Origin of the sequence: Pseudomonas sp. OVF7, assembly GCF_030644265.1 — a bacterium.
GTDB classification, from domain to species: Bacteria; Pseudomonadota; Gammaproteobacteria; order Pseudomonadales; family Pseudomonadaceae; genus Aquipseudomonas; species Aquipseudomonas gorinensis.
Map to the genome: position 1 here is coordinate 6512263 of NZ_CP128996.1, position 24356 is coordinate 6536618.

General features: G+C 59.3%; 19 protein-coding genes. 6 read left to right on the forward strand and 13 right to left on the reverse strand.

Annotated features, from left to right (window positions below; all coding sequences use genetic code 11):
* Positions 1–24: 24 nt before the first annotated feature.
* Both treC and treP read right to left on the reverse strand, forming a co-directional pair.
* Complete coding sequence (gene treC, locus QU606_RS29620; RefSeq protein ID WP_069076950.1) at positions 25–1671, reverse strand: alpha,alpha-phosphotrehalase; 1647 nt, start codon at positions 1669–1671, stop codon at positions 25–27.
* A 107-nt stretch (positions 1672–1778) separates the two neighbouring features.
* Positions 1779–3221, reverse strand: a complete 1443-nt coding sequence (treP, locus tag QU606_RS29625; protein WP_024077260.1) for a PTS system trehalose-specific EIIBC component — start codon at positions 3219–3221, stop codon at positions 1779–1781.
* Positions 3222–3459: 238 nt separating this feature from the next.
* Between treP and treR the strand changes: the two genes are divergently transcribed.
* Both treR and QU606_RS29635 read left to right on the forward strand, forming a co-directional pair.
* Positions 3460–4164 (forward strand): trehalose operon repressor, encoded by a 705-nt coding sequence (treR, locus tag QU606_RS29630; protein ID WP_024077261.1) that lies wholly within the window; start codon positions 3460–3462, stop codon positions 4162–4164.
* Positions 4165–4610: 446 nt separating this feature from the next.
* The gene (locus QU606_RS29635; RefSeq protein ID WP_304997902.1) at positions 4611–5915 is read left to right on the forward strand and encodes a hypothetical protein; all 1305 of its coding nucleotides are present in this window, start codon (positions 4611–4613) and stop codon (positions 5913–5915) included.
* Between the two features lie 380 nt (positions 5916–6295).
* Here the strand turns inward: QU606_RS29635 and QU606_RS29640 are convergent, their stop codons facing one another.
* The 6 genes from QU606_RS29640 to QU606_RS29665 form a co-directional block, all read right to left on the reverse strand.
* Entirely contained in the window at positions 6296–6928 is a 633-nt protein-coding gene (locus QU606_RS29640) for an NAD(P)H-dependent oxidoreductase (RefSeq protein WP_102624580.1), read from the reverse strand.
* Between the two features lie 81 nt (positions 6929–7009).
* Positions 7010–7990: a sterol desaturase family protein gene (locus tag QU606_RS29645; RefSeq protein WP_024077264.1), complete on the reverse strand. Its 981-nt coding sequence runs from the start codon at positions 7988–7990 to the stop codon at positions 7010–7012.
* A 733-nt stretch (positions 7991–8723) separates the two neighbouring features.
* Positions 8724–10301 carry a glutamine-hydrolyzing GMP synthase gene (gene guaA / locus QU606_RS29650; protein WP_024077274.1) on the reverse strand — a complete coding sequence of 526 codons (1578 nt, stop codon included), beginning with the start codon at positions 10299–10301 and terminating at the stop codon, positions 8724–8726.
* Between the two features lie 82 nt (positions 10302–10383).
* The gene (gene guaB / locus QU606_RS29655) at positions 10384–11853 is read right to left on the reverse strand and encodes an IMP dehydrogenase (protein WP_102624577.1); all 1470 of its coding nucleotides are present in this window, start codon (positions 11851–11853) and stop codon (positions 10384–10386) included.
* A gap of 104 nt (positions 11854–11957) precedes the next feature.
* The gene (locus QU606_RS29660) at positions 11958–12506 is read right to left on the reverse strand and encodes a hypothetical protein (protein WP_024077275.1); all 549 of its coding nucleotides are present in this window, start codon (positions 12504–12506) and stop codon (positions 11958–11960) included.
* 137 nt (positions 12507–12643) lie between these two features.
* Positions 12644–13411: a sulfite exporter TauE/SafE family protein gene (locus QU606_RS29665; RefSeq protein ID WP_024077276.1), complete on the reverse strand. Its 768-nt coding sequence runs from the start codon at positions 13409–13411 to the stop codon at positions 12644–12646.
* 99 nt (positions 13412–13510) lie between these two features.
* Here QU606_RS29665 and QU606_RS29670 point away from each other — a divergent pair, with 99 nt between their 5' ends.
* The 4 genes from QU606_RS29670 to leuA all read left to right on the forward strand — a co-directional run bounded on the left by QU606_RS29670 (position 13511) and on the right by leuA (position 18620).
* Complete coding sequence (locus tag QU606_RS29670; RefSeq protein ID WP_024077277.1) at positions 13511–14401, forward strand: LysR family transcriptional regulator; 891 nt, start codon at positions 13511–13513, stop codon at positions 14399–14401.
* A gap of 10 nt (positions 14402–14411) precedes the next feature.
* The gene (gene xseA / locus QU606_RS29675) at positions 14412–15791 is read left to right on the forward strand and encodes an exodeoxyribonuclease VII large subunit (protein WP_069076966.1); all 1380 of its coding nucleotides are present in this window, start codon (positions 14412–14414) and stop codon (positions 15789–15791) included.
* A gap of 3 nt (positions 15792–15794) precedes the next feature.
* Positions 15795–16616 carry a M23 family metallopeptidase gene (locus tag QU606_RS29680; protein ID WP_277378697.1) on the forward strand — a complete coding sequence of 274 codons (822 nt, stop codon included), beginning with the start codon at positions 15795–15797 and terminating at the stop codon, positions 16614–16616.
* 324 nt (positions 16617–16940) lie between these two features.
* Positions 16941–18620, forward strand: a complete 1680-nt coding sequence (gene leuA, locus QU606_RS29685; protein WP_024077281.1) for a 2-isopropylmalate synthase — start codon at positions 16941–16943, stop codon at positions 18618–18620.
* A 171-nt stretch (positions 18621–18791) separates the two neighbouring features.
* On the opposite strand, the gene QU606_RS29690 is transcribed toward leuA, so the two are convergent.
* The 5 genes from QU606_RS29690 to QU606_RS29710 all read right to left on the reverse strand — a co-directional run bounded on the left by QU606_RS29690 (position 18792) and on the right by QU606_RS29710 (position 24349).
* The gene (locus tag QU606_RS29690) at positions 18792–19583 is read right to left on the reverse strand and encodes an amidohydrolase (RefSeq protein ID WP_024077282.1); all 792 of its coding nucleotides are present in this window, start codon (positions 19581–19583) and stop codon (positions 18792–18794) included.
* The gene (locus QU606_RS29695; RefSeq protein ID WP_024077283.1) at positions 19571–20719 is read right to left on the reverse strand and encodes a pyridoxal phosphate-dependent aminotransferase; all 1149 of its coding nucleotides are present in this window, start codon (positions 20717–20719) and stop codon (positions 19571–19573) included. Before QU606_RS29695 ends, QU606_RS29690 begins: the two co-directional genes overlap by 13 nt.
* Before the next feature lie 114 nt (positions 20720–20833).
* Positions 20834–22303 (reverse strand): ribosome biogenesis GTPase Der, encoded by a 1470-nt coding sequence (der, locus tag QU606_RS29700; RefSeq protein WP_041161016.1) that lies wholly within the window; start codon positions 22301–22303, stop codon positions 20834–20836.
* A gap of 260 nt (positions 22304–22563) precedes the next feature.
* Positions 22564–23715, reverse strand: a complete 1152-nt coding sequence (bamB, locus tag QU606_RS29705; RefSeq protein WP_168232512.1) for an outer membrane protein assembly factor BamB — start codon at positions 23713–23715, stop codon at positions 22564–22566.
* Positions 23708–24349: a tetratricopeptide repeat protein gene (locus tag QU606_RS29710; protein WP_024077287.1), complete on the reverse strand. Its 642-nt coding sequence runs from the start codon at positions 24347–24349 to the stop codon at positions 23708–23710. The genes bamB and QU606_RS29710 overlap by 8 nt, the downstream gene beginning before the upstream one ends.
* Between the last annotated feature and the right edge of the window lie 7 nt (positions 24350–24356).

Consider the following 24356-nt stretch of genomic DNA (forward strand, 5'->3'; position numbering starts at 1 on the left):
CCCACACGGGGTTTACAACGGGTCTCAGTCCTTGAGGTGCAGCACAAAGGATTCGTAGGGGCGCAGCACGACTGTGCGGGTACGCATCGGGCAATCGGGGTAGTTGCTGATCAGCAGGCGTTGCTCGGTGCCCCCACTGATCACGTTGCCGGGCAGTTGGATCTCGCACGGCTGGCCGTAGAAGTTGTTCAGCACCAGCAACCGCTCGCCATGACCTTCGCGCAGGTATGCCCAGACCTGAAGGTGGTCTTGCAGCAACGGGCGGTAAACGCCCTCCTGAATCAGCGATTCATGGCGACGCAAGGCGATCAGCGCGCGGTAGTGATGCAGCACCGAGTCCGGGTCATCCAGTTGCTGCTCGACATTGATCTGCGCCGCATTGGCCGGGATACCGATCCACGGCTCGCCCGTGCTGAAACCGGCATTCGCCTGGTTGTTCCACTGCATGGGCGTGCGCCCGTTATCGCGGGACTTCTGCATGATCGCCGCCATGCTCGACGCCTCGGACTCCCCCGCATCGCGCTTGAGGCGGAAGATGTTCAGGGTCTCGACATCACGGTAGTGCTCGATCTTGTCGAACCCTGGGTTGGTCATGCCCAGCTCTTCGCCCTGGTACACAAAGGGCGTGCCCTGGAGGAAGTGCAACGCCGTGGCGAGCATCTTGGCCGAGACCACCCGGTGTTCGCCGTCATCACCAAATCGCGAGACCACTCGAGGCTGGTCGTGGTTACACCAGAACAGTGCGTTCCAGCCGCCACCCGCCTGCATGCCGAGTTGCCAGTCAGAGAGAATCTGCTTGAGCTGCAGGAAATCAAAGTCGGCGCGCACCCACTTCTGCAAGTTCGGGTAATCGACTTTCAGGTGATGAAAGTTGAAGGTCATCGACAGCTCTTTGGACTCCGGCCGCGAATAGCGGATGCAGTGTTCCAGGCTGGTGGACGACATCTCGCCGACGTTGATCAGGTCATGGCCCTCGAAGACTTCGCGGTGCATTTCCTGCAGGTATGCATGCACGTTCGGGCCGTCGGTGTAGAAGCGACGGCCATCGCTGTTGTCTTCGGGGAAATCGGCGGGCTTGGAGATCAGGTTGATCACGTCCAGGCGGAAACCGCCCACACCCTTGTCGCGCCAGAAGCGCATCAGCTTGAACACCTCGGCGCGCACCTTGGGGTTGTCCCAGTTGAGGTCGGCCTGGGTGTGATCGAACAGGTGCAGGAAGTACTGGCCGGTTTGCGCTTCGTATTCCCAGGCTGAGCCACCGAACTTGGATTCCCAGTTGTTCGGCTGGTCGCGCCAGATATAGAAGTCACGGTACGGGTTGTCGAGGCTGCTGCGTGCCTGCTGGAACCACTCATGCTCGATGGAGGTGTGATTGACCACGATGTCGAGCATCAGCTTGATGCCGCGCTGGGCCGCTTCGCTGATCAGCAGGTCGCAGTCGGCCATGGTCCCGTAGCTGGGATCGATGGCGTAGTAGTCGCTGATGTCGTAGCCGTTGTCGCGCTGCGGTGAACGCAGGAACGGGGTGATCCACAGGCAGTCGACCCCCAGCCACTTGAGGTAATCGAGTTTATCCACGATACCCAGCAGGTCACCGGTGGCGTTACCCGCGTGGCTGTGGAAGCTTTTGGGGTAGATCTGGTAGATCACCGAGTGTTGCCAGTCTTGCATGGTGGGTTCCTTCAGTAGAATTTTTTGCAGGCCTCTCGGGCCTCATCGGGGGGCAAGCCCGCTCCCACATTCAAAATGCGGAGGGGCTTGCCCCCGATAGCGGTAGATCAGGCAACCCTGTATCCAGGCCGCACGATCTTCATGCTCAATGCGCAGGTCAAAACAAACGGCACGACCATCGCGATGACCATCCCGATCACAAACATCGGAATGGCGCTCGGCACGATCGAGATAAACCCAGGCAGGCCGCCGACCCCGATGGCCGAGGCCTGGACCTTGTTCAACGACAGGAAGATGCTGCCCAGCGCCGAACCCAGCAGCGCGGCATAAAACGGGAATTTGAAGCGCAGGTTCACGCCGAACATCGCGGGCTCTGTAATGCCGAAGTAGGCGGAAACCGCTGAGGTCGAGGCCATGCTTTTGTCCCGCGCATTACGGGTCATGTAGAACACCGCGAGCGCGGCGCTGCCCTGGGCCAGGTTGGACATGACGATCATCGGCCAGATAAAGGTGCCGCCCTGGGTGGAGATCAATTGCAGGTCCACGGCGAGGAACATATGGTGCATGCCGGTGATCACCAGCGGGGCATACAGCAGGCCGAAAATCGCCCCGCCCAGCATCGGCGCCAGGTCAAAGAGGGTGACCACGCCTTCGGTAATCAGGATGCCCAGGTGACGGGTGACCGGGCCAATGATCGCCAGGGCCAGCACACCGGTAACGACGATGGTGGTGATCGGTACGACGAGCAGTTGAATCGCATTCGGCACCCGCGCCCGCAGCCATTTCTCGATGACGCTCATCACATAGGCCGCCATCAGGATAGGCAGGATCTGCCCCTGGTAACCCACTTTCTCGATCTTGAACCAACCGAAAATATCGAAGTACGGCAGGCTCTGGCCATCCAGCCCGGCGACCGCCTTGCCATAGTTCCAGGCGTTGAGCAGGTCCGGGTGAACCAGCATCAGGCCGAGCACGATGCCGAGGATTTCACTGCCGCCAAAGCGCTTGGCCGCCGACCAGCCCACCAGCGCCGGCAAGAACACGAACGAGGTGTTGGCCATCAGGTTGATCAGGCTCCACAGGCCATCCAGGTTCGGATAGGCCTCCAGCAGCGTCTTGCCCTCGATGAACATGCCCTTGGCGCCCATCAGGTTGTTCACGCCCATCAACAGGCCGGCAATGATCAGCGCAGGCAGGATCGGCATGAACACATCGGAGAACACCCGCACCAGGCGCTGCATGGCATTGGTCTTGTCGGCGCCCTTTTTCTTGACGTCGGCGATGGTGGCGGCGGCGAGGCCGGTCTGTTCCCGCAGCGCGGCGTAGACTTTTTCCACTTCGCCGGGGCCGATCACCACCTGGAACAGGCCCCCGGTGAAAAACGAGCCCTTGACGAGGTCAACCTGGTTCAAGGCGCTGCTCTTGACCCGGCTCGGGTCCTTGAGCGCCAGGCGCAGGCGAGTCACGCAGTGGGCAGCTTGCTCAAGGTTGTCGCTGCCCCCGAGGTTCTCGAGAATCTCGCGGGCAATGTTCGAATAGTCGTGGCTCATGCTTGGTTTCCACTTTGATTTTTTTATTTGGGGGCAGTCATTGGCAGCACGCCGGGAGCAAACGTACTCGTACAGACGAGTTAAAGCAACAACTCGTCTGTACGAGTTACATTTTGTTTGTTTTTTTATGGGCTCTACACCGTCACGCGCCACAGATATCCAAGGGCCCAATGGACAAACACCCCCCTTGCCACTAAGGTTCCTGCCTTGAACGCAAACCCGGCACAGAGCCATCCCCATGAGCAAATACAACCAGATCTATACCGATCTGCTTGCCAACATCACCACTGAACGCCTGCAACGTGGCACCCGTCTTCCCTCCGAAACCGAATTGATGGATGCCTACCAGGCCAGCCGTGGCACCGTGCGTCGGGCCATCGAGCAGTTGCAGGAGCGTGGGTTCGCGCAAAAAATCCACGGCAAGGGCACTTTCGTGTTGTCGCCCAACCCCATCGAGTTCCAATTGGGTGGCATCGTCAGCTTCCACGAAACCCACGCCGACCTGGGCGACGACGTACGCACCGAAGTGGTCGAGTTCACCCAGTTCCCACTGGAAGGCTCATTGCAACAACACATCGAAGCCGAACCCGGCACCCTGATCACGCGGATCAAGCGCGTCCGGCGCATCGGCGGCAAACGGGTGATCCTCGACATCAACCACTTTGTCGCCGACCTGATTCCCGGCCTGGACCGCGACATCGCCGAGCAGTCGATCTACGCGTTCATCGAGCAGACGCTGCAGCTGCAGATCAGCTATGCGCAACGCACCATCGAAGCCCTGCCCCGCAGCAAAGACGACCAGGCGCACCTCGACCTCGACGGCCAGAGCCATGTGATCGTGGTGAGTAACCAGACGTTTTTGCAGGATGGGCGCCAGTTCGAGTACACCGAATCGCGGCATACGCTGGATAAGTTTTACTTTTCGGATATTGCCCGACGGTAAACAAATACCAGAAACACAAAACCCCGGACATGGCCGGGGTTTTGTTATTCAGCGCTCACCTGCTGCCGCAGCGTCACTTCCACTCCAATTATGAACTATGAAATAAAATATATAAAAATCATATAGTTATATGATCAAGTACGAATGACGCCTTGAAAAGTGCCATTTCTATCAGGAAGGCCGCTGCAAGCCACCCCACCGTTGATATGATCCTTGACAAGTCCTGAGGTGTGCCGTTGCGGATTACCCGTCGACGACAAATCGGTATGGACAGCAGGGCCTCTGGATCGGCCAAGTCGTTTCCCGAGGCTCGTGGCTACGTGCCAATTTGGGATACGGATGCGGACGACCTGCCGCCTATGCTTAAGTCGAACTCATCGCCCCTGAGGACGACCATAGAGCACTCGCCTTGTCTTCAATGGCGACGAGCGCAGTAAGGATGTGAAATGGATAAGTCGCAGGAAGTTGACGAGGTAACACGGCTCACAGCGCACGCGCACAGAGTCTTACAGAGTGGTGCGCTCGGTAAATCGCAACAGATCATTCGTCTTTTCGAGTTTCTCCTCGAACGATCACTGACGGCGACCGCAACGAAAGAAATCGAGATTGCACTAGTCGTGTTTGGTAGACCCGCCAGCGTGGATCTCGCGGCTGATGCAACGGTTCGAGTGCATATTCATCGGCTGCGAAAAAAACTCGATGCGGCGCCAGCCGATGAGCGTGGCGAGCGGCTTATCCTTCCGCGTGGCGAATATCGTCTGGTCGTCGCTGTTCCCGATGAGCAAGACAAATACTCCGGCCATGTGCACCGACGTTTCCTTGATTGGCGGTATTTTGCCGTCGCGGCGCTTTTCCTCACGCTCAACGCAATATGCTGGCTCTGGTTGGCAGGGAAATCACCCAGTGATTCGCGTATCGAGAGCATTCTCTGGAGTGGTATCACGAAGAATCTGGCTCCGCTATTAATCGTTTCCGGTGATTTTTATGTATTCGGTGAACAGGGCGCTGACGGTTCTATCCTTCGTATGGTCGCTGATTCCACCATCGCTTCCAGCGAGGATCTGAATAACTACAAACAACAGATGCCTGTGCCCGGCCAAAGGTATATCGATATGAATGCCCATCACTTGCCGAGTGGGCTCGCATCAGCCCTGGTTTCGGTGATGCCAATCATGGTCGCAACCAGGTCTGGAAATTCAAGCCTGATCAAGGATGTGACCACATCACGTTTCACCAATGAAATGCTGAGCGATCACGATATTGTCTATGTTGGTTTACTCGACACGCTCGGCGATCTGCAGGAGCCGTTTTTTGATCTTTCCGGGTTTTCGCTGTCGGCCAGCGGCGATACCCTTGTGGATCGAGCGAGCGGGGATAAATTTCAATCTGATTGGGCCGAACCGTCCACTGAAAGAATCATGCGTCGTGACTATGCGTACCTTGCTCGCTTTCCGGGACCAGCAGGAAATCACATCGTCGTCGTTGCCGGCATCATGGATCCCGCACTGATTGAAGCAGCGAAAATTGCATCGGACAGTGCCGAGCTGAGTCGCTTGAAGACCGTGCTAGGGAATAGCGACGCCTTCGAAGCGATGTATGAGGTGCGCACATTTGGTCCGTCGAGTGTATCGGCAGAGTTGCTGATCGCACGCCCACTTGACGTCGGTCAGATGTGGCGTACGAGGCAGGCGTCGCCTCCCAGTGGCAAGGCCATGCCAAGCCCTGGCAAGCCAGACGAGGCAGCTCAATAGAAGCTGAGCGCCAGACTCTTTTACGAACCTGTCCCTATCCCGGACAGGGCTGCCAACCGCACGCGGTTAGCTCCTTCTGGAGCGAAGAGCCAGGCTAAAGGTTCCTGAGATGGGGCAAGGCAATATCGCCCGTCGTCTCGTAGCGAAGCCATTGCTCGTTCCGAGACGGGCTGGGCACCGTGCCATACGTGCGTGGCCTGACGTGGGCATCCGCTTCGCCTGGTGCCGACGTCTCCCATCAGGGTGTGCGGGAATGCTTTGCGCAAAAAGCACATGGCCTGCATGGGGTCTCGGCAACGGCGCCTGAACCGGCATGCAGGCACATTTAATCTGCCCTGTTGATTACAACCTGTGTCGCTGGAAATTTCTCAGGGGTAGACCTACGCAATCTCCACGAACATATGCGCCTTGTCGCGCCGGACCTTTTCGAGTTTCACCAGCCAATCGCTTTCAGTATCCCGGTAGCCCAGGGCCAAAAGAACGGAACTGTTCAACCCCTGTTCGGGAAGCTTCAGAAGCGCATTCACTGCCTGGTTGTCGAATCCTTCCATGGGCGTGGCATCTACGCCCAGTTCAGCTGCCGCTACCAACGCGAATCCCAAGGCGATGTAGCACTGTTTGGACGCGTGGAAATACTGCTGCTCCTTGCTCATGCTGCCGAAAGAATCGAGCAGCGATAGCCGGTAATCATCGGTGACACTGGCAGGCAGGTGACGTATTTTGTTGCTGTATTCAAAAAACCCATTGATCCGCTCAGGTGTGTATTCATCCCAGGCAGCAAAAATCAACAAGTGGGACGCTGTGGAAATTTGCTGTTGGTTGGCGCAGATCGGCTGCAATTGCGCCTTCAACTCGCGGTTAGTGATGATTAACACCTTGAAAGGCTGCAGGCCCGAACTGCTGGGGGCCAGGCGTATGGCTTCCAGGATCGGATCAATTTTTTCTTGCGCGACCTTGTCGCCGTTGTAGCTTTTGGTTGCATAGCGCCAATGAAGCGTGTCTTTCAATGCCATGATGATTCCCTTGACGGAATTGAGCCAGCGATTGCCTGGCGTGCTTTACGCTCTAGATACTTGCCCAGTGCTCCGTCCCCCTCACGGATTCGGGCTCTGCCCGTCCTTCAAGTGACGCCAGAGGGTTTTGAAAGGATCGATATAGAACCCCCTCAGGGTGTTGTGCGGGTTGTTGGCACCATATTCTTCGTCGTTGCATCCCCAACGCCAGCTCTCGCCCTTCTTGGGCAAGTAGAGTGTTCCGAACATCCAGTCCCAGAGCGTCAGTACGACTGCGTTGTTCTTGTCCCAGTGATGGGGCTCCATACTGTGGTGAAGGTTGTGCATGACAGGGGCCAAAACGATCCGGTTCATCCACCCGTAGGAGATCGGCAAATGGACGTGAGAAAACACATCGATAACGAAGAAGCAGATGTAGGCCGTTGTGGTGACGGCAACCACCATGCCTGGGTGGATTTGACTCCCCGTTGCATAAAGCACCACCCCCGTAAAGGCCCCGCCGACCACCGCCGGGATAATATTGAGGCCAAAGAACTCGATGGGGTGCTGGCGGAATAGCGTCCAGGGCGTCAGTGTCTCAGCGGTATGGTGAGGCTTGTGCAGATGCCACATCAGTGCATTGGTATGGCACCAACGATGTATCCAATACCCCACGAAGTCGACACTGAGGAAATAAGTCAGGAACTGAACGGAGACGATCAGCCAGGTTGACGTCATCAAGGGGGCCCGGACGCCGAATTCAGCGGTGAAATAAGCGCCTACATTGTCAGCAATGGCGATGCCATTGACGGCGAAGACGCCGACCAGGGGAAAACCGAGCATCAGCAGGATGATACCGTTCCACATATCCACGCGAGATGAGGGGTTGTCATATTGCTCTTTGGGAAAGGCTGCATTGGTTAGAGAACGGAGGGTCAGGGGGCTCTGCCACTTTTGCGAGATGATGAACATCACCGCGAGGACTGAGACAAACAGAGGAAGGCCCCAGGCCCATAGACTTATTATTTCCAGTGTCGGTTCATAGAACGCGACAATTGAGTCCCAGATCTCATACATCGTCATCGTAAGTACCTCGCCATTTATTCTTTTGTTTTTGTTTTGAGGCCATGGATAGCCTCGCGCTGTCTTTCCGTGCAGGCCCGGTCGGGAGTCTTATTTCAACGGGCTATATGGATACTGCCCATGACAGACTGCCCAAGATAAGTTGGGTAACGGTTAATTAACGGTACGTAACAGGTTATTTTCAGAGAGGCTTTCTCTAAAAACATCATTTGAATCAGACAGATAGTCTTAGGGGCATGCTGGCAGAGCCGTTCCCTATTCGCCGAGCGTGTCAGCCGCCCGAGGTCCGTCCAGGCACCCTCTGGTTCGAGGGGCAAGGATTGGGGGCGCCGCCTGATGGATAGAGCGGAGGCTTTCCTATTTCAACACCACCAGAACATATGACTGGAAACCACTGAAGCACACCGCGCGAGTGGTTTTTATCAAAGCCTCGGCTGGTAGCCCGTGGAGAATCTACCGGAAGGTGATATTCGCTTTGGAAAGTACCGGAATAATCATTAAAAGAAGTATCGACCGGACACTTACGCTTATTCGGCGTCAGCTTAATCACGCAAGATGCGTTCGGCGGGCAAGAGACTACAGAATCCGGCAAATGCAACAATCAAGTATTGCCACTTGAAGCGGACGCTATAAAAAGAACATTCGGAGATTAACAGTGTGATCGAGCGGATATTGAAATCCCGCGCCAAGGCGCGGGATTTCGGGGAACGGCATCATCAAGAGCGCGTGGGGATCACTCCCACTCAATCGTCGCCGGCGGCTTGCTCGACACGTCATACGTCACGCGCGAGATGCCTTCGATCTCATTGATGATACGGCCGCTGACAGTTTCCAGCAGTTCATACGGCAGGTGTGCCCAACGGGCGGTCATGAAGTCGATGGTTTCCACGGCACGCAGGGCCACGACCCATGCGTAACGACGGCCGTCGCCGACCACGCCAACCGATTTCACCGGCTGGAACACCACGAATGCCTGGCTGACCTTGTGGTACCAGTCGGCCTTGCGCAGTTCTTCGATGAAGATGTGGTCGGCGCGACGCAGCAGGTCGGCGTATTCCTTCTTCACTTCACCGAGGATCCGCACGCCCAGGCCCGGGCCTGGGAATGGGTGGCGGTAGACCATGTCGTACGGCAGGCCCAGTTCCAGGCCGAGGCGGCGGACTTCGTCCTTGAACAGTTCACGCAGCGGTTCTACCAGCTTGAGGTTCATTTCCTCAGGCAGGCCACCCACGTTGTGGTGGGACTTGATCACGTGGGCCTTGCCGCTCTTGGCGCCGGCCGATTCGATCACGTCGGGGTAGATGGTGCCCTGGGCGAGGTACTTGATGTTGTCCAGTTTGTTGGACTGGGCATCGAATACGTCGATGAAGGTGCGACCGATGATCTTGCGCTTCTTCTCCGGGTCGGACTCGCCGGCCAGGTTGTTCAAGAATTGATCTTCAGCGTTGGCGCGGATCACCTTGACGCCCATGTTCTCAGCGAACATGGCCATCACTTGCTCACCTTCGTGCAGGCGCAGCAGGCCGTTGTCGACAAACACGCAGGTCAGTTGGTCACCGATGGCCTTGTGCAGCAACGCGGCAACCACGGAAGAGTCAACGCCGCCGGACAAGCCCAGCAGGACGTTGTCGGTGCCGACCTGGGCGCGCACCTGGGCGATGGCGTCTTCAGCGATTTTCGACGGTGTCCACAGGGCTTCACACTCGCAGATGTCGAGGATGAAGCGCGACAGGATGCGGCCGCCTTGCTTGGTGTGGGTCACTTCCGGGTGGAACTGCACGCCGTAGTAACGACGCTCGTCACTGAACATGCCAGCGATCGGGCAACTTGGGGTGCTCGCCAGGATGTGGAAGTCCTGCGGCATCTTGGTGACCTTGTCACCGTGGCTCATCCATACGTCGAGGCCGAACAGGCCGTCGGCGTCGATGTGGTCTTCAATGCCGTCCAGCAGTCGGCTCTTGCCGACCACGTCGACACGGGCGTAACCGAACTCACGCAACTCGGAACCTTCAACCTTGCCACCCAGTTGCTCGGCCATGGTCTGCATGCCATAGCAGATACCGAACACGGGCACGCCCAGGTCGAATACGGCTTGTGGGCAGCGCGGGCTGTTGGCTTCGTGCACGGACTCGGGGCCACCGGCGAGGATGACGCCTTTCGGTGCGAATTCGCGAATCGCTTCGTCATCCATGTCGAACGGATGCAGCTCACAGTACACACCGATTTCACGCACGCGGCGGGCGATCAGTTGGGTGTACTGGGAACCGAAATCGAGGATCAGGATACGGTGGGCGTGAATGTCGAGGGCCATGAGATCAGTCTCGTCTAATGAATCAGAAACAACTCGGGGCTGAATAAGACAGCCCCGGTTACTTAACTATTTGCTGGAAGCATCAACCTACGCGGTAGTTTGGCGCTTCCTTGGTGATCTGCACGTCGTGGACGTGGGATTCGGCCATGCCGGCACCGGTGATCCGCACGAACTCAGGCTTGGTGCGCATTTCTTCGATGTTGGCGCTACCGGTGTAGCCCATCGAGGAGCGCAGGCCGCCCATCAGTTGATGGATGATGGCGCTCAGGGTGCCCTTGTAGGGAACACGGCCTTCGATGCCTTCCGGTACAAGCTTCTCGGCGCCTGCCGAGGAATCCTGGAAGTAACGATCGGAAGAACCTTGCGCCTGGGACATGGCGCCCAGCGAACCCATGCCACGGTAAGCCTTGTACGAACGGCCCTGGAACAGTTCGATCTCACCTGGCGCTTCTTCGGTACCGGCGAACATCGAGCCCATCATCACGCAAGAAGCACCGGCAACGATGGCCTTGGACAGGTCACCGGAGAAACGGATGCCGCCGTCGGCGATCAATGGAACGCCAGTACCTTCAAGGGCTGCAGCGACGTTGGCGATGGCGCTGATTTGCGGCACGCCCACACCGGCGACGATACGCGTGGTGCAGATCGAACCAGGGCCGATACCGACCTTGACGGCATCCGCGCCCGCTTCGGCCAGGGCCTTGGCGGCAGCGCCGGTGGCGATGTTGCCGCCGATCACCTGCACTTCAGGGAAGTTCTGCTTGACCCAACGAACGCGGTCGATCACGCCTTTGGAGTGACCGTGGGCAGTGTCGACCACCACCACGTCAACACCGGCCGCAACCAGGGCCGCTACACGGTCGCCGGTGTCTTTACCGGTACCGACCGCAGCGCCAACGCGCAGGCGACCTTGGTCGTCCTTGCTGGCCAGCGGGTAAGCCTTGGCTTTTTCGATGTCGTTGACGGTCATCATGCCTTTGAGGGCGAATTTGTCGTCGACAATCAGCACGCGCTCGATGCGGTGCTTGTGCAGCAGTTCGCGCACATCGTTCTTGTCGGCGCCTTCCTTGACCGTGACCAGGCGCTCTTTGGGCGTCATCACTTCGCGGACGGTGACTTCAAGACGGTTCTCGAAACGCACGTCACGGGAGGTGACGATGCCGACCAGGTCGCCATCATGCAGCACCGGAACGCCGGAGATGTTGTGCAGGCGGGTCAGTTCGAACAGGTCGCGCACGGTGGCGTCGGCTTCGATGGTGATTGGATCTTTCACCACACCGGCTTCGTAACGCTTGACCTTGCGCACTTCGGCAGCTTGCTGCTCGATGGTCATGTTCTTGTGGATGATGCCGATGCCGCCTTCCTGAGCCATGGCAATGGCCAGACGGGCTTCGGTGACGGTGTCCATGGCAGCGGAAACCAGGGGAATATTCAGCTCGATGCCACGGGTTAGGCGGGTCTTGAGACTGACTTCGTTAGGAAGTACCTCGGAATAACCGGGCACTAGGAGAATGTCGTCGAATGTCAGAGCTTCTTGGCTGATACGCAGCATCGCGGGGGCTCCCGAGCGGGAAAATGGAAGCGCGCCATTATACTCAGACACCCCCCAGGTCTCAATGTAAAACTCTGACATATTTGGGAATAGTGATAGAAGGGCTACAACTCGACTTTGACCCAACTCATCTTCTGATCCAACCAGTCGGCGAACTCATCGATAAAGCTCTGCTTGAACCCCGCCTCCGCCCAGTTGTTGAAGATGAACCCGAGGTTGGAAAACCCACATTCCTGGAGGAATAAAAAGCCATTGATGTCATCTTCATGCCCACACAACGGACAGGTGAAGTTGTCGGTGTGGCCAGGCATCCAGTCTTCCAGGCTTTCGAAGAGCGCCTCGCCGACTTCCTTGAGGCATTCCGGGCAGCCGGCCTCTTCGAGAAACCCCTTGGCGGGGGTATAGATGCAGCGCTTATAGATGATTTCCAACCCATTGACCGGCTCGTTGAACGGCAGCGCCTCGGGATGCAACACCACCGCGCGGGCGCCGTCGGCCAAGGCATAGGCCATGCGGTTGCCGGTGCGCCCGCAAGTGGTCAGCTCTTCCTTGACGATGTTCTTGCGCACCAGCCAGCGCACGATCGCCCGTGCGCGCGGTTCGTGGACCGGCAAGGTGGAGATTTTCGGGACAAGGATGCTTTGGGAGTTCATGAGAGTCCTGCGGTGTGGCTTCTGGCCTCATCGCGGGCAAGCCCGGCTCCCACATTGGAATGCAATCAACTGTGGGAGCCGGGCTTGCCCGCGATGACGCCCGGGAGGACGGCAGCTTAATCCCTGAAGAAATCAGGTCAAGTGCTCAAGTACCGTCCGATCAAAGCAATCCCACTGGCCAGCACCAGCCAGGTCACCAACCGCACAAACGCCTCGCGCGACATACGCATCGTCAGCCGACGCCCGCACCACAGCCCCAGGACCATCGCCGGCAGCAGGCACAACGCCAACATCAACAGCGGCAAGTCGGCGTACACCCCAGCAATCAGGAACAGGCTCAGGCGCACCACCGTGCTGCAACTGATCAGCGCACTCTGAGTGGCACGGGCCGCGTCCTTGGGTAAACGACTGTTCAGGTAGATCGCATATAAAAAGCCGCCACTGCCGAACAGCGCGCCAAACAGACCGCCGACCGTGCCCATGGGTATCGACCACCCCGCCGCCAGCTGCGCCGGCCGGGCTTTCACCGCCAGGCTGTAGATCGCGTAGGCGCTGATAAACAGCCCCATCAACAGCAACAACAGATCGGAATGCAGGTTGAGCAGAAACACCACGCCCAGGGTGCAGCCAATCGCCATGCACGGCAGCAGTCGCAATAACTCCGGTTTGTTCACCTCCCGTCGCGATTGCAGGAGGTTGCCGAACGCCGCGACAAAATCCAGTAGCACCAGCAACGGAATGATCTTCGACAGTGGCATAAACACAATCAGGATCGGCCCCGCCACCAGTGCCGTGCCGAAGCCGGCAATGCCAAACACGATATAGGCCACCGCAGTACCCAGGCCAATCACCAGCCAATCAACGCCGCCAAACGACCACTGACTCATCAGCTCAATCGGGCCCATGGGTTATTCCTTGAAAGAGATGGCTATCACTTTAGCCATCCGCGAGGGTTGCGACTAATATCTTCAAAGCCACTCACCCATCTCGAAAAGGCATGACATGTGATTTCCACTCGCCAACTGCGCTACTTCGTCGAGATCGCCGACAGCGGCAGCTTCAGCGCCGCCGCCGAGCGCCTGTTCATCGCGCAATCGGCCCTGAGCAGGCAGATCAAGGCACTGGAAACCCAGCTGCAAACCCCACTGTTCGAACGCACTGCGCGCCAGCCCAAGCTGACGGCCGCAGGCGAAGCCTTTTACCCACGGGCACGCAACCTGCTGGGCGAACTGCACAAGGCCAGTAACCTGGCGACCCAGGTCGGTAACGGCCAGCTCGGCACCCTGCGCCTGAGCCATTCGAGCACCGTGCCGATGAACGGTGCGCTGTTGCAAGGCATCAGCACCTGGCTGGAACGCTGCCCTGGCGTGTCGATGGATATCGCCAAACTGTCCTCCGAAGCGCAGCTGGAGGACATCGCCGACGGTCGCCTGGACGTCGGCCTATTGCGCTTGCCGGTGTTGCGCCAACGTGAAGGGGTGCGCGTCGTGCCTTTATATACCGAGCGATTGCTCCTGGCGGTACCGCCGAATCACCCATTGGCGCGCAATGACGAGGCCGTCGACCTGGCCCAGCTCAAGGATGAGGCGTTTATCTCGATCCCCCACCCCCAGCGCGGCGGCCTGAGTTATCTGTCCGCCGAGCTGTGCATGCGCGCCGGATTTTTCCCCAAGGCCGCGCGGGTGATGTCGCGCAAAACCACGCAGTTGCAGTTGATCCAGGCCGGCTTCGGGATTGCCCTGCTACCAGAGTCCATGCAAGACATCGCCCCGGCCAGTCTGCACTTTTTACCCCTGGCCGACCCGGACTGCCTGAGTACCGTGGCGCTGGCCTGCCCCCAGGCGCCGAGCGCGCTGGTGGAGCAATTCTGTCAAACCTTGCACGAATGCCTATAAACTGCCGCCCATGATTAAAGATCCCTTTGCCCGTCTGGGCCTGGACCGCGAAGTCCTGACTGTCAGCCAACTCAACGGCCGCGCGCGGGTGTTGCTGGAAGACGTGTTCACCAATATCTGGGTCGAAGGCGAAATCTCCAACCTCGCCCGTCCGGCCTCCGGCCATGTGTATTTCACCCTCAAGGACAGCGGCGCCCAGGTGCGTTGCGCATTGTTTCGCAACAATGCCGCACGGGTGCGCCAGGCGTTGAAAGACGGCTTGGCGGTCAAGGTGCGCGGCAAGGTCTCGTTGTTCGAGGGCCGTGGCGATTACCAGCTGATCCTCGACACGGTGGAGCCGGCGGGTGACGGCGCGCTGCGCCTGGCCTTCGATGCCTTGAAGGAGAAACTCAGCGCCGAGGGCCTGTTCAGTGCCGAGCGCAAGGTGCCGCTGCCGGCCCATCCACGGCGCATCGGCATTATCAGCTCGCCCACCGGCGCGGTGATCCGCGACATCATCAGCGTGTTCCGCCGCCGTGCACCGCAGGTGCAATTGACGCTGATCCCCACGGCCGTGCAGGGCCGTGAAGCCATCCCGCAAATTGTGCGGGCATTGAAGCTGGCTGACGCGCGCGGCTTCGACGCGCTGATCCTGGCCCGTGGGGGTGGTTCGCTGGAAGACCTCTGGTGCTTCAACGAAGAGGCCGTGGCGCGGGCGGTTGATGCCTGCGTGACGCCGATCGTCAGCGCCGTCGGCCACGAGACCGACGTCTCCATCAGTGACTTCGTGGCTGACGTCCGCGCGCCCACGCCTTCCGCCGCAGCCGAACTGCTCGCGCCTGACGCCAGCAACCTGGTCCGCCAGGTCGAAAGCCTGCATCGTCGCCTGGTGATGCTGATGCGCAACCGGCTGACCCACGACCGCCTGCGCCTGGAAGGCATGGCCCGTCGCCTGCGCCACCCCGGCGAGCGTCTACGCCAGCAGGCACAGCGCCTGGATGACCTGGACATGCGCCTGCGCCGCGCCTTCGAACGCAGCCTCAATACCCGTCGCGAACGTTTGATCCGCCTGGAAACCCGTCTCGCCGGCCAACACCCTGGCCGCCAATTGGCCCTGCTGCGCCAGCGCCTGGACAGCCTCGCCGAACGCCTGCCCCGCGCCATGCGCGAGGGGCTCAAGGCGCGCCGCCTGCAACTGCAAAGCCAGGTGCAGACGCTGCATGTGGTCAGCCCCCTGGCGACCCTGGGCCGTGGCTACAGCATCCTGCTGGACGAGCGCGGCCAGGCCATCCGCAACGCGGCACAAACCCAAACAGGCCAGCGCCTGACCGCACGCCTCGGTGAAGGCCAATTGCAAGTGCGGGTGGAAGACAACCACCTGACGCCCGTTACCCTTTCGCTTCTGGATTGATCGATGCCACGTCTATTTAGCCTGTTGATGCTGCTGTGCCTCACCGTTAACGCCCAAGCCGACAGCTATATCACCCGAACCCTGAACAAACCGGTGCCGGGCGGGGTTGCCGTGGTCGAGCTCGGCCCTTCAGCCACCGTGCCGAAAGCCACGTACCAGGGCAAACCGGTACTGGTCGTGAAGGAGCAGGACAACTGGCTGGCGATTGTCGGCATTCCGCTGACGGTCAAGCCGGGCAATGAACGCATCAGCAGTGGCGGGCGCAACCTGCCGTTTATCGTCGGCTACAAGCAATACCCGGAACAGCGCATTACCTTGAAGAACAAAAGCCAGGTCAACCCCGACCCGGTGCAGCTCAAGCGCATCGAAGCCGAACTCGCCGTGCAACTCAAGGCCTACCGCAGTTTCAGCCCGACCCTGCCGAGCAACCTGGTGCTGGACAAACCGGTGAACGGCCCGCTGTCGAGTAAATTCGGGGTGCGCCGTTTCTTCAATGGTGAAGAGCGCAATCCCCATTCCGGCCTGGACTTTGCCGTACCGGCCGGCACGCCAATCAAGACTCCGGCGAACGGCAAGGTGATTCTGGTCGGCAACTACTTCTTCAACGGCAACACCGTGTTCGTCGACCACGGCCAGGGCTTTATCAGCATGTTCTGCCATATGTCGAAGATCGACGTGAAGGTGGGCCAGCAACTGCTACGCGGCGCAGTGGTGGGCAAGGTGGGCTCGACGGGCCGTGCGACCGGGCCGCATATGCATTGGAATGTCAGCCTCAACGATGCCAGGGTCGATCCGGCGATCTTTATCGGCGCCTTCCAGCCCTGAATGGCTCAATTGCGCGCCCGATAATCGGCGCGCAATTAAAAATAGGCCAAGGACAGATTCCAACCATAAAATCTCGTTTCACGCGCCAATAGAAGAACTTCTCTCAATTTTTATCGACTGCTTGCCATCTTTCACCCCTGAGGTTAGGGTTGGGCTTATGAAAACCTCTCACACCCTCATTCAGCTCCGCCAGCACCGCAGCCTGTGCCTCGTCAGCGCACGACTGCCAGGCTGAATCGATCTGCCTCGTCTTTTAGCTTTATCCCCAAAAACAGTTCTACGGCAGGCCGCCTTTTCTCGGCCCCTACAACAAAGGATTTCCCGATGAGCATGCTCAAAGACCCGTCTTCGAAGTACCGCGCGTTTCCGACCATCGATATTCCGGACCGCACCTGGCCATCGAAAACCATCACCACCGCGCCGATCTGGTGCAGTTCCGACCTGCGCGATGGCAACCAGTCGCTGATCGAACCGATGGACGCGGTGAAGAAGCTGCGCTTCTGGAAGACCCTGGTCGCTGTCGGCGTGAAGGAAATCGAAGCCTCGTTCCCGGCCGCATCGCAAACCGACTTCGACTTCGTGCGCACCCTGATCGAAGACAACCACATCCCCGAGGACACCACCATCCAGGTGCTGACCCAGGGCCGTGAAGACTTGATCGCACGCACCTTCGAATCCCTGCGCGGCGCCAAGAAAGCCATCGTGCACCTGTACAACGCCACGTCGCCGTCGTTCCGCCGCATCGTGTTCAACCAGGACAAGGACGGCATCAAGGCCATCGCCGTCAACGCAGCCAAGCTGTTCGTCAAATACGCCGCGCAGCAGCCGGAAACCCAGTGGACCTTCGAATACTCCCCGGAGACCTTCAGCGCCACTGAGCTGGAGTTCGCCAAGGAAGTCTGCGATGCCGTGATCGAGGTGTGGAACCCAACGCCCGAGCACAAGATGATCCTCAACCTGCCAGCCACTGTGGAATGCGCCACGCCGAACATCTATGCCGACCAGATCGAGTGGTTCGGTCGCCATATCAACCGTCGTGACAGCGTGATCATCAGCCTGCACACCCACAACGACCGTGGTACCGGCGTCGCCGCCACCGAGCTGGGCCTGATGGCCGGCGCCGACCGAGTCGAAGGCTGCCTGTTTGGCAACGGCGAACGTACCGGTAACGTCGACCTGGTCACCGTGGCACTGAACCTGTACACCCAGGGCGTCAATCCTGAGCTGGACTTCTCCGACATCGACGGCGTGCGCAAAGTCGTCGAAGAGTGCAACCAGATCCAGGTCCACCCACGTCACCCGTATGTGGGCGACCTGGTGCATACCGCGTTCTCCGGCTCTCACCAGGATGCAATCCGCAAGGGCTTCGCCCAGCAGAAACCCGACGCATTGTGGGAAGTGCCGTACCTGCCGATCGACCCGGCCGACATCGGCCGCAGCTACGAGGCAGTGATCCGGGTGAACAGCCAGTCGGGCAAAGGCGGCATCGCCTACCTGCTGGAGCAGGAATACGACATCAGCCTACCACGTCGCATGCAGATCGAATTCAGCCAGGTGGTACAGGCCGAAACCGACCGCGTGGGCCTGGAAATGACCGCACCGCAGATCTACGCCTTGCTGCAGCGCGAATACCTGCAAGCCAACACCCCGTATGCGCTGGTCAGCCATCGCCTGCAGGAAGAGAACGGCAACAGCACCGTGGAAGTGGAAGTCTCGGGCAAAGGCCAGGGCGAAACCAATCTGCGTTGGCAGGGCAAGGGCTACGGCACCCTGGAAGCACTGGTCGCCGCCCTGCCGATCAAGGTGGAGATCATGGACTACAACGAACACGCGATCGGTGCAGGCACCAATGCCAAGGCAGCAGCCTACATTGAATTGCGCGTGAACGGTGAGCGTCCAGTGCATGGCGTGGGCATTGATGAAAACATCACCACCGCCAGCTTCAAGGCCGTGTTCAGCGCGCTGAACCGCTCGTTGAGCCAGCTGGAAGCGAAAGCGGCGTAAACCGTAGCGCCGTAATGCAGAAGGCCCCTGGGTGAGAATCCAGGGGCCTTTTTATTGAGTTTCAGATTGGGGTGGCCTGTCAGGGACTCATCGGGGGCAAGCCCCCTCCCACACTTTGATTTGTGAATACATTCAAAATGTGGGAGGGGGCTTGCCCCCGATAACGGTCTATCAGACCAACTCAAAGGTATCGGCATCCAGGTTCGCCGGAAACCGCGTGCGGTAAGCCGCCAGTTCAGCTGCATCGAGGCACACCTGGAACACCCCGTCCGCCTCCCCTGCGCTCAGCAAGGTCTCACCCTGGAAGTCCAGCACCTGGCTGTCGCCGGTATAAGCGAAACCCTTTCCATCCGTACCCACCCGATTCACCGCCGCCACGTAACACAGGTTCTCGATCGCCCGCGCCGGTAACAACCGGTTCCAGTGCAGACGCCGCGCTCCCGGCCAGTTGGCGGTGTACAGCAACAGGTCGGTGTCCTGGGCATCGCGGCTCCACACAGGGAAGCGCAGGTCGTAGCAAATCAACGGGCGAACCCGCCACCCCTTCAGCTCGAACTGCACCTGGCGCTCGCCGGGCGTGTAGTGATGGTGTTCGCCGGCCATGCGGAACAAGTGGCGCTTGTCGTAGTGCAACACCTCGCCATCCGGCCGCGCCCATAACAGGCGGTTGCGGTGGCTGCCATCGGCGGCCTGGATGATCACGCTGCCAGTGATCACCGCGCTGTATTTTGCCGCCTGGGCCTGCATCCAGTGATGGGTGGGGCCGTTTTCCGGCTCGGCGAGGGTTTGTGAGTCCATGGAGAAACCGGTGGTGAACATCTCCGGCAGCACTATCAGGTCGGCGCCCCGTGCCTGTTCCAGCAGCAGATCAAAATGCTCAAGGTTCGCCTGGCGGTCGTGCCAGGCCAGGGTGGTCTGGACCAGGGCGATATTCAGGTTCGGTAATACAGTCAGATCACGCATAGTTTTTCGGCTGCTTGCCGCAGCGTCTCCTCGCGTTTGGCAAAGCACAGGCGCACCAGGCGCTGGCCTTGGGGTGGGTTCTGGTAGAACACCGAGACAGGGATGGTTGCCACGCCGTGTTCGCGGGTCATCCACAGGGACATGGCGACGTCATCCAGGTCAGGACGAATACGGGAGTAATCCACCAGCTGGAAGTAGGTACCGGTGACGCGGGTAAAGCTGAATCGGGACGCTGCCAGCAGGTCGCAGAACAGATCGCGCTTGGCCTGGTAGAACGCTGGCAGTTCGTCGACGTGCTCCGGGTGTTCAGCCATGAAGTCGGCCAGCGCGTATTGCAACGGGGTGACGCCACAAAAATTGACGTATTGATGCACCTTGCGCAGTTCGGCCGTCAGGGCCGGGGGGGCGACCACATAGCCGGTTTTCCAGCCGGTGACGTGGTAGGTCTTGCCAAAGGAGCTGACCACGAAAGCACGCGAGTACAGCTCTTCGTGGGCCAGCACACTGATGTGGGGCACGCCATCGAACACCAGGTGCTCGTAGACCTCATCGCTGACCAGGTAGATATCGCGGTCGCGGATCAGTGCCGCCAACAGGTCCAGCTCGGCACGGCTGATCAGCGCGCCAGTGGGGTTGTGCGGTGTGTTAAGGATGATCATGCGCGTGCGGGGCGACAGCGCAGCCTGGATCTTTTCAAAGTCGAGGGTGAAGTCTTTCAGGTTCAGTTGCACATGCACGCAGCGACCACCGGCCAGCTCGACCGAAGGTTCATAGCTGTCGTAGCACGGGTCGAACACGATGACTTCGTCGCCGCTGCGAATCACGGCCTGGATCGCGCAGAAGATGGCCGCCGTGGCGCCTGGGGTGATGGTCACTTCACTGTCGGCGTTGACCGTGGCGCCATAACTGCGGGCGATTTTGGCCGCCACTTGCTGACGCAGGCCCGGCAGGCCGGTCATGGGTGCGTATTGGTTGTGGCCACTGGCAACGTGTTTGCCCACGGCATCGAGCAAAGCCTGGGGGCCATTGAAATCGGGAAAGCCCTGGGACAGGTTGAGCGCGCCAGTTTCGGCAGCGAGTTGCGACATGGTGGTGAAAATGGTCGTGCCGACATTTGGCAGCTTGCTGTTGATCATCGGAGGCCCCTGCAGGTGAGCCTCAAGTTTTAAGCTGCCAGCCTCATGGGGTCAAGGCTCAAACCTGCGCGCACAAAAAAGGGCTCGTCGAGAGCCCTTTTTTCGACGACGAAATCAGCGCTTGTCGCGGCGCTTCTTGTCGGCCTTCTTGTGGTGAGTCATCAAACGACGCTTCTTGTTCACCTGACGGTCGGTCAGTGTGTTCTTGTTGCCTTCGTATGGGTTCTCGCCACCCTTGAACTCGATGCGGATCGGCGTACCGACCAGCTTCAAGACACGGCGGTAGGTGTTTTCCAGGTAACGCACGTAGGACTTCGGCACCTTCTCGATCTGGTTACCGTGGATCACGATAATCGGCGGGTTGGCACCACCCAAGTGGGCGTAACGCAATTTGATCCGGCGGTTGTTGACCATCGGCGGCGCGTGCTCGCCAACAGCATCTTCCAGGATCTGGGTCAGGCGGTTGGTTGGCCAACGGGTGACCGCGGACTTGAACGAGTTCTGTACCGAGGCGTAGAGGTTACCCACGCCTGTGCCGTGCAGGGCCGAGATAAAGTGGATATCGGCGAACTCCACGAAGAACAGCCGACGTTGCAGCTCGATCTTGACGAAATCGCGCTCGCTCGGCGTCATGCCGTCCCACTTGTTGATCGCGATCACCAGTGCCCGACCGGCTTCCAGGGCGAAGCCCAGCAGGTTGAGATCGTGATCCACCACGCCTTCGCGGGCATCCATCACGAAGATCACCACGTTGGCGTCTTTGATCGCCTGCAGGGTCTTCACCACCGAGAACTTTTCGACTTCCTCGTGGATCTTGCCGCGCTTGCGCACACCCGCGGTGTCGATCAGGGTGTACTTCTCGTCATTACGCTCGAACGGGATGTAGATACTGTCGCGGGTGGTACCGGGCTGGTCGTAGACGATAACCCGGTCTTCACCGAGCATGCGGTTGACCAGGGTCGACTTGCCGACGTTCGGGCGGCCGATGATGGCGATCTTGATACCGTCTTTTTCACTCGGGCCAGGAATGCGCTTGGCTTCCTCACCTTCGGCGACGATCTCTTCTTCGCCCTCTTCTTCCTCGGCGTCATCCTTAGGAAAATCGCGCAGGGCGATTTCCAGCATCTGGGTGATACCGCGACCGTGGGCACCCGCGATCGGGATCGCGTCGCCCAGGCCCATTGGGCTGAATTCGGCGCGAGCCATTTCAGGATCGATGTTGTCGATCTTGTTGGCGACCACGTAGGAACGCTTGTTGCGCTTGCGCAGGTGCTCGCCAATCATCTGGTCGGCAGCGGTGTAGCCCGCACGGGCATCCACCAGGAACAGCACCACATCGGCTTCTTCAATGGCCAGCAGCGACTGCTCGGCCATCTTTTCGTCCATGCCATGCTCGTCACCGGAGATACCACCGGTGTCGACAATAATGTAGGAGCGCCCTTGCCACTTTGCCTCACCGTATTGGCGATCACGGGTCAGACCAGACAAGTCGCCGACGATGGCGTCGCGAGTCCTGGTCAGGCGGTTGAACAAGGTGGACTTGCCGACGTTAGGTCGGCCCACCAGGGCGATTACGGGAACCATGCGGCTCTCCACTTCGTTATTTCAGAAAATACAAAAGCCGCTGCAAGGCAGCGGCTGGTGCTCGGGGCGGCATTTGAAATGCCACATACCCTGCCCGACACCGATTCCTGTAGGAGCGAGCTTGCTCGCGAAAAACCTGAGGACGCCGCGTTTATCCGGAAAAACCGCGTCAGCGTTGACGTCCTTCGCGAGCAAGCTCGCTCCTACAGTAAGCAATGAAGCAGGGCCGCCTGGGGGTAACCCCAAGCATAGTCAAACCTTTACTTGATGGTCAGGGCTTCCAGCTTGCCGCTGTTGCCAAACACATAAAGCATGTTACCCACGACCAGCGGACGGGCACGCAGGCCATCGCTGTCGATACGCTCACGACCTACAAAGCGACCGTCCACCTGGCTCAGCAGGTGCAGGTAACCTTCGAAATCGCCTACCGCTACATAGCTGGAGAACACTTCCGGTGCCGACAGTTGACGGCGAGCCAGGGAGTCATTGCTCCACAGCGCAGTGGTGGAACGCTCGTCGACACTTTCAACAGTACCGGACGCCAGGCTTACGTAGACGCTGCCAAACCCTTGGGCGACACCCGCGTAGCTGGAAGCATCACGCTGCCAGTTGATGCGACCGCTCTGAAGGTCCAGCGCGGCAACGCGGCCCTGGTAAGTGGCGACGTAGATGGTTTCACCCGACAGCAGCAAGCCGCCGTCGATGTCCACGACGCGATCCAGCTCGGAACGACCTTGCGGGATAGCCACGCGGGTTTCCCACGCAGGTACGCCATTCTGGGTGTCCAGGGCGACCACTTTACCGGTCGACAGGCCTGCAACGGCCAGATTGTTGGTCACAACCGGACCACTGGTACCGCGTAGGGTCAACACCGCAGGGGTGCTGTCATACAACCAGCGCTGTGCGCCGGTGCTGGCGTCGAGGCCGATCACACGGTCGTCCTGGGTTTGCACCACGACGATATCGCCGTTGGTAGCAGGCGGTGCGAGGACTTCACTGGTCACGCGAGCGCGCCATTTCTCTTCACCGGTGCTGGAGTCCAGCGCCACGACTTCGCCCTTGAGCGTGCCGAGCATCACCAGGCCGTAACCCACGCCTACGGCGCCGGACACAGGCAGTTCCAGGTCTTTCTTCCATTTCACGTCGCCGTTCATGCGATCCATGGAGATCACCACGCCGGTCACGTCAGCCGCCACAATGTTGTCACCGTCGATTGCCGGTACCAACATGTTGTAGGTTTCGCCCTGGCCGTCACCGATGGAGCGGCTCCATTGCTTTTGCAGGACGACTTCTTCCTTGAAGCTGGTCAGCTCGGCCGGAGGCAGTTCTTTTTTACTGTTGCTGCTGCAACCCGCGGCCAGAACGGCCAGAGCCAGCAATGCTGCATGTTTCCAACGGATCACGTCACGCATCCCCTTTGGCCAAGTCGTCGAGCTTGATTTGTAAGCCACCGACCGCCGCTTCATCAGACAGCGCCGCCTTGGCTTTTTGGTACGCAGCATTGGCTTCGTCGGTACGACCCAATTGGACCAACAGGTCCCCCTTGAGCTCTTCGCGAGTGGCTACAAATGCCTTGTCAGCATCGCCGTCGAGCAGTTTGAGTGCTTCGTCGGCCTTGTTCTGTGCCGCCAATACCTGGGCCAGGCGCTGACGTGCGATTTCACCCAGGGTCGGGTTGGTCGGCTTGTCGGCGACGGCCTTCAGTTCAGCGGCTGCATCGTCCAGCTTGCCGGTATCGACCGCGACTTTCGCGACGAACAGGCTGCCGTATTGGGCGTAGGTACTGCCGCCAAATTCGTTCTTCAGCTTGCTTGCCAGGTCAGCCACCTGTGCAGGATCGGGCTTGCCGTCCGGCGTAAGGGTGGTTTCCAGCAATTGCTGATAGAGGATCGAGGCGCCTTGGGATTGGTTGGCCTGATACTTGTGCCAGGCTTGCCAGCCGAACACCACCACTAAAGCCAGCAGGCCACCGGTAACCAGGGGCTTGCCGTTACGCTGCCACCAGTCCTTGAACTCGGCCAACTGCTCATCATCAGTACTCGACACCCCAATA